General features: G+C 53.0%; 4 protein-coding genes. 3 read left to right on the plus strand and 1 reads right to left on the minus strand.

All coding sequences use genetic code 11. From position 1 onward, the window contains the following. Positions 1-4: 4 nt before the first annotated feature. Complete coding sequence (locus tag HBA55_RS08775; protein WP_166989449.1) at positions 5-658, plus strand: glutathione S-transferase family protein; 654 nt, start codon at positions 5-7, stop codon at positions 656-658. Positions 659-663: 5 nt separating this feature from the next. Beyond that, positions 664-2,538: a M2 family metallopeptidase gene (locus tag HBA55_RS08780; RefSeq protein ID WP_166989451.1), complete on the plus strand. Its 1,875-nt coding sequence runs from the start codon at positions 664-666 to the stop codon at positions 2,536-2,538. A 45-nt stretch (positions 2,539-2,583) separates the two neighbouring features. Here HBA55_RS08780 and HBA55_RS08785 read toward each other — a convergent pair whose 3' ends face one another. After that, positions 2,584-4,074, minus strand: coding sequence for an alkaline phosphatase (locus tag HBA55_RS08785; RefSeq protein WP_166989453.1), 1,491 nt, complete (start codon positions 4,072-4,074; stop codon positions 2,584-2,586). 252 nt (positions 4,075-4,326) lie between these two features. On the opposite strand from HBA55_RS08785, the gene HBA55_RS08790 reads away from it, so the two are divergent. After that, a complete protein-coding gene (locus HBA55_RS08790) occupies positions 4,327-6,921 on the plus strand; it encodes a tetratricopeptide repeat protein (RefSeq protein ID WP_166989455.1) in 2,595 nt (864 codons plus the stop codon). Positions 6,922-7,066 lie beyond the last annotated feature (145 nt).

Here is a 7,066-nt window from a genome sequence, read left to right on the forward strand (position 1 = left end):
TTACATGGATCAGTTAACCCTAATTATTGGTAACAAAAACTACTCCAGCTGGTCATTGCGAGCCTGGCTGTACCTCGCAGTAAACGACATCGCATTCGAAGAAATCCGCTTGCCACTGGATACGCCGGAATTCCACGAACGCATCAAAAGTCTTTCTCCCACTCGCTGTGTGCCGGCTTTGCACCACGGCGAAGTTCGGGTGTGGGACTCCCTGGCTATCATTGAATATATTGAGCGGCAGTTTTCGCCGGCTGTCAGTTGGCCGCAGGACCCAGTCGACAAGGCCACCGCGCTTTCCGCTGTTATGGAAATGCATGCCGGGTTTCTGGAGTTGCGTAATCATTACCCCATGAACTGCCGTAAACCTCCCTTTTCTGCGCCCTTGAGGGGTGGTGTGCAAAAGGATCTTGACAGGCTGGACGAACTTTGGAGCCAAAGCCTGATTCGTTCCGGTGGCCCGGCTTTGTTTGGTGAACTGAGTATTGCAGACGTTTACTTTGCGCCGGTGGTGTTCAGACTGCATACCTACCGCTTGCCGGTATCACCCATCTGTCGCGACTATGTGGAATGGATGCTGGAACTGCCACAAATGCAACATTGGAAAGCGGCCGGTGAACAGGAAGTGGAAGTAGTTGAAATTGACGAGTGGAAAGATTGAACGATATGAAAAAGTGGACACTGTTAACCCTGCCCCTGATTCTGGGGGGGTGTCTGAATGTTTCCGTTGAAACGTTTGAAGCGCCTCAGCAGTCTTCAGCACAACAGCTGTCGCGAATCAAAGCCGTCACCTCCGCTGATGCCCGAGCCTTTGTCGAGCAGGCGGAGCAGGAGCTGGAAACCGCAGCAGAGTATGTAGGACACGCCGCCTGGCTTTCCTCCACCTACATCAACAGCGACAGTCAATTTGTTTCCGGTAAAGCGTTTCAGGAATACAGCCTTTTATCCGTCAAGTTCGCCAAGCAGGCTGCGCTTTATGACCACCTGGATTTGGACTCAACGCTTCGACGTAAACTGCAGCGATTAAAAATGGAGCTCAGCTTTCCCGCGCCTGATGACAAAGCGCTGGCGGGTGAACTCGCTGATCTGGGTTTGCAGATGGAGTCCATGTATGGTTCTGGAGAATACTGCAATGACGACCGCTGCTTCAGCCTGGAGGACATGACGCAAATCATGGCCGAAAGTCGAGATGCCGGCTTTCTGCAAGAAATCTGGCAGGGATGGCGTCAGGTATCGCCGCCTATGCGAGATCTCTATCAGCGTCAGGTCCAGATCGCGACAGACGGCGCTCGCGAGCTGGGTTACGACAATCTCAGTGACCTCTGGCGTTCAAAGTATGACATGACACCGCAGGAGTTTTCCGCCGATGTGGATGCGCAATGGGACAAAGTCAAACCTCTCTATGAAGCCTTGCAATGCCATGTGCGAGCTGAATTGAAAGACCACTACGGCAATGACGTGGTGCCGGACTCCGGCAAAATTCCCGCGCACTTGCTGGGCAATATGTGGGCGCAAACTTGGGGCAATGTCTACGATCTGGTTAAGCCTGAAGGACACGAACAGAGCTATGACCTGGACCAGCTGATCCTGGATTCCGGCATGGATGAAATGGGGATGGTCAGAACCGGTGAAAAGTTTTTTACCTCGCTCGGCTTTGAACCCCTGCCGCAGAGTTTCTGGGAACGTTCACAATTTCTCAAACCCAGGGATCGGGAGGTCGTTTGTCATGCCAGTGCCTGGAACGTGGATAATGTCGACGATCTTCGCATCAAAATGTGTATCCAGAAAAACGCCGAAGATTTTCAGACCATTCACCACGAATTGGGCCACAACTTTTACCAACGCGCATACAACAAGCAATCTTATCTGTTTAAGGCAAGCGCCAATGATGGCTTCCACGAGGCGCTTGGCGATACTGTCGCGCTGTCCATGACTCCAAGTTACCTGGTGGAGTTGGGGTTGTTAGAGCAAGAGCCACCGGTGGAGGAAGACCTGGGTTATCTGATGAAAATGGCGTTGAATAAAATCGCTTTTTTACCCTTTGGATTATTGGTCGACAAATGGCGCTGGCAGGTATTTAGTGGTGAGCTGAAACCCGAAGACTATAACAAGGGTTGGTGGCAACTGCGGCAACGCTACCAGGGTATCAGTGCACCGGTGGCACGGAGCGAAGCCGACTTTGACCCGGGTGCCAAATATCACATCCCGGGCAATACCCCCTATGCCCGTTACTTCCTGGCTTTTATCCAGCAGTTTCAATTCCATCGTGCCCTCTGTGAGGACATGGGCTATGAGGGGCCCCTGCACCGCTGTTCCATTTACAACAACAGGCAGGCGGGTGAGAAACTTCAGTCTATGATGACCCTGGGCGCCAGCCAGCCCTGGCCTGACGCCATGGAAGCCCTGACCGGGCAACGGCAATTGGATGCGACGGCCATCATCGATTACTTTGCACCGCTGATGGCTTGGCTGGAAGAAAAGAACCAGGGCCGCCAGTGTGGCTGGAGTGCTGACAGCAAGCTAATGGCGGAGTCTTCTTAACAGCTTGTGGATTCTGTCGACACCTCCCTGTGCCGGCAGGAGTTCCTAACGATGCCGCTGCAGTTGAGCGGCGTGATGCATCACGTGGAAGATGTAATTCTGTTCCACGGTACCACTGAATAGCCAGGCACCTGGTCCGCGGGCATAAATCGCCACGTCTTCGCCGCCATGGGTTTCACTGGCAAGCGGCACAAGGGCTGGTTGTTTGAAGTCTCTGTGCCCCACAGAATCGTGGTCCAGGTGCTCTCGGTCGCTGCCGGCTCCAGGTCCGTTGGCATAGGAAAGCGTGGTGTAGGGATGGCCTTGCGCTGAGCGCGAGGCGGCCAACCCCAGGATGGGATTGCCCCGTTCAGAATAACCGGCCATGGTCAGGGTGTGGCTGTGGTCCGCCGTGGCAATAATCAGTGTATCCTGTTCATCGGTCATGGCGGCGGCTTTGGCTACTGCGGCGGCATAGGCCCTGCCATCCTCCAAAGCTCGATAGGCGTTACCGGCATGATGACCGTGATCCACTCGCCCGGCTTCCACCAGTAAAAAGAACCCCTTGCCCTGTCGCTGCAATCGCTCGATAGCCATCGCCGTCATTTGCGCCAGTGACGGCTCGCCACCGACATCGCTGGCGCGATCTGCCTCGTAGGCCATATGTGAAGCGCTGAACAACGCCAGCAGTTTGCCGTCAGGGCCGACCTCCAGCAGTTCGTCATTGGTCTGGGCGTAGTGTCCGTCCGGGTATTTGGTCAACCATTCATTGATCAGGTGGCGATTGTCCTCGCGACGGCCTGGCTGTCCTTCGGCATCCATGACGTTATGAGGCAAAAAATTCTTGCGCCCGCCGCCCATCAACACTTCAATCCCATTGCCGTGGGAAAAGGCCACCAGCTGGGAGGCGATATCGCGACATCCTGCCTGTTGTTGCCCCGGCGTCAAATCCGCGTCGCCTTCCATATTGCGATCCGCACTGTGGGCGTATCCGGCTGCCGGGGTGGCGTGGGTAATGCGGGCGGTGGAGACAATCCCAGTGGCCATGCCGATCTCCTCCGCCAACTCTATGGCGGTGGTCAAACTGGCCTGTTTAATTGCACTGCAGTCGCCGCGCTTGAGACTGTCATCCACAGAAAGCACGCCTGCACGTGTTTTGACTCCTGTCAGCATTGCGGTGGCCGTACCGGCGGAATCAGGAGTTTGTGCATCGGTGCTGTAGGTTTTTGACAGCGCCAAATGGGGAAAGTGCTCGTAACTCAGGACGTGTTCCTCCCCGTTATTGCCCTGTCGTTGTCCATCCAGGATACGCAGGGCGGTGTTTGAGGTAATGCCGTGCCCGTCGGCGATAAACAGGATCACATTGCGCGCCGGTGTGGTGATGGCTTTTTGCTGCTGCTTGGTCCGCAACAATGCCTGCCCCTGCTGGTACCAGTCATTCTGGCTTTGTTTCACGGCCTGGGATAGGGTCGCTGGAGTTTGAGGGGGGAGGGAGGTGCAAGCCGACAAAGCGGTGACCACTGCCGTCCAGAGCGTGAGGTGTCTGCGTAGAAACATATAAGCTCGTAATTTCGAAAGATGAACAGAGTGATTTAAACGTATTTAGCCTTCAATGTCTTTAGTGTGGCCTGTTAGCCGGAAATTGTCTCCATTCGACAATCTCCAGCCCGAAAACAGCGAATACCACCAGATGTCGGCGAAATGGCGGCAATATCAGTCATACTCTGGGAATTGCCTGGCAGATCAAATGTGGTACTCCCGTGCGCAGTTGGGTATGCTTTTCGTGTAATTCAACATGGATGTCAGAGCATGCATCGAAAAATCCTTTCTTCTGCTGTGTTGATGGCGGCCTTGCTGGGGGGCTGCACCCAGAAGTCTCCAGAGCAAACCCTGGCAGGCATTCAGCAGGACCTGCAGAACGACAATTTTCGCTCCGCTGAAATCAAGGGCAAAAGCCTATTGACCGAGGCCCGGGAAAACAAGCGGCCAGAGCTGGTTCGAGCAGCCCGATTGCTATTGGCGAGAACCTATTTTCAGTTTGGTGACAATATCAATGCGGCACGCTTTTACGATGCGCTGGAGCGCCTCCCGGGGACCGATGGAGCGCCCGGACAACAGATCGTGCCAATGGATAAAGACTGGCATCAATGGGTTATGGCGGCCCTGGAAAACCGCGACCCTGAATTGGTGGACGAAATCCTCAAGAGTGAACAGGCGCCCTTTAACGATAAAGCCCGGGAGATATACAAGATACTTCAGTTGCGGGCAGAAGGCGCCTCCGCCGATGCGATGTCAGTTCTGGAGCTGACGGAACCCCCCTCCGCGAATGAATCACCATTTATCCGCTATCAATATACACGCTTGACGGCACACAGTGACCTCGAAACGGCAATGACCGTAATTGAGGAGATCACCGCTGCAGATCCACATTTCTCAGATGCGCTTCTCTTCAAAGCTCGCCTGCATCAGGCCAGGGGCGAAGGCGCGGCCGCTCTGGAGAATTACATCCTCTATTCCAAACAGCGCCCGGGGGATGCTGACGCGAGTGTGTATACCGCCTTGGCAGCCTTTCAGCAAAAAGACTACGAGACTGGCAAAATCTACGTGCAAAAACTTGCTCGCCAGGCAGCCAATCACCCCATGACACAGCAGCTACAGGCGATGCAGTTTTTCTTTGACAAACGCTTTGACGATGCCATGGAGTTGGCGCAACGCTCTCTCAATCAGGGCCTGGAATCCTTTATCAACCATTTGATTATTGGTGTGGGGGCTTACCAGCAGCATTCCTGGGAGCAAGCCAATCGACATCTTACGATCATCAGTGACCGGCTTCCCAGCGATCATTTTGGTCGTAAAATGCTGGTGGAAACCAAGCTGCAGTTGAATGAATCGGAAGAGGCGGCCGAAATTTTCCAAAACCTGGATACTCGAGATGCCATCGATGTGGCCCTGGCCAACCGGGTCAGTCACCAATTGATCAGTCGGGGTATTTTTGACGACGCCAGTATGATTCAACAAAAAGTGGCGGATATCGACGTTGAACAACACAACCTGGCTAATCAGCGGTACATTCTCAATCAGGCACTAAAACGTAACGAATTCAAACAGGCACTGGTGGAATCCGTTAAGAGTGAAGATGCCGGGGCGAAAGACAAGCTGCGATTGGTATTTATTCACTTGGCAGACGGAGAAACCGATAAAGCTGATCGTATTGTCACGCAGTGGTTGTCTTCAACTGCGGATGATCTACACGCGCTTAATGCAGCAGCAATGGTTGCTCAGCGCAAAGGTGATAAGCGCAAAATGATGGAATACATCGATCGTGCGCTATCGATCGATCCCGACAATATTCCCAGTCTTTTGTTGCAGCTCAGTGCAATGGCCGCTGTTGGTGATGCCCCAGCAACTCGCAGAATCAGTAGCAGGTTGATGGATGATCTCAGTTTTATCAATCCCATGGTCTATCACCACTGGTTGGGTTCTTCTTACCACTTTAATCAGCTGGACTGGGAAAAAGCGCAAGCATCATTGCAAGGCGACAATCGCGAAGCATTGGAAGGAGTACTCTTAAACTTTCTGCTGCGCACCCGTCAGCTGGAGCGCGTTGAGACTTACCTGGCTGAGCGAGGAGATGAAAAGCAGTGGAGTAAGAGTCAACGTGTAGCGTCAATTCTTGCTGATATCGAGCGCCAGCAACCCGGTCAGGCAAGCGCCCACCTGCAAAACCTGATCGATAGCCCGGTGTTTGACGATGCATCCATGGCTCAATTTACTTTGGGCATCGCCGCTCGTATTGAACAGTACGATATGGTGTTTAGAATACTTCAAAAAGCCGATGGCAAAGGTATTACCGTACGTAACCGTTCTTTGATCGCCAGTACCGCGTATTTGAAGCAGGGCGAGATTAAGGAAGCAAGAACGAGCCTTCTCAATCACCCGACTCAGGATACCGCTTATCATGAGTTGGATGCTGAGATACTGATGGCTGAGCGCAAATATCGCGATGCCTGGGAGGCTCTGGAAAAGGCGATTGAGCCCCGCAGCCGTTACAGTGTGTTGGTAAAAATGTATGAAGTTGGGCGCAAGATCAATGCGTCGAAAAAGGTTCGGGCGCATATTCGGGATTACTTTAACGCCAAACCGAAAGACAGTATATCCCGTCGTCGTATTGCGCAGTGGTATATGGAGAATAACCCCCAGTTTGCGATAGAGCTGTTGGATGTTTCCATGATGCAAAAGGAGTTGCAGAAGGACTGGATTACGACCAACAACCTGGCCTGGCTCTATCATCAGGTTGGCGATATGGAAAAAGCCCAACAATACGCCAAACACGCTATCAGCCACGCCCCCGAACGGGCCGAGGTAATCGATACTTACGAAACCGTTTTTGGTAAAAAACCCTGAAGCAGGGAGAGAGGTTTGGGGACTGTTAAAAATTCTGTGTCATTCCTATAATCACGACCCAAAAGGAACGACACATGTCCAACGAGTTCGACTTTAACAAAGCACTGGAAGCCCTACAATCTGGTCAATCTTTGACCGGGAAAGA

It is taken from the genome of Pseudomaricurvus alkylphenolicus (assembly GCF_011683955.1).
GTDB classification, from domain to species: Bacteria; Pseudomonadota; Gammaproteobacteria; order Pseudomonadales; family Cellvibrionaceae; genus Pseudomaricurvus; species Pseudomaricurvus alkylphenolicus.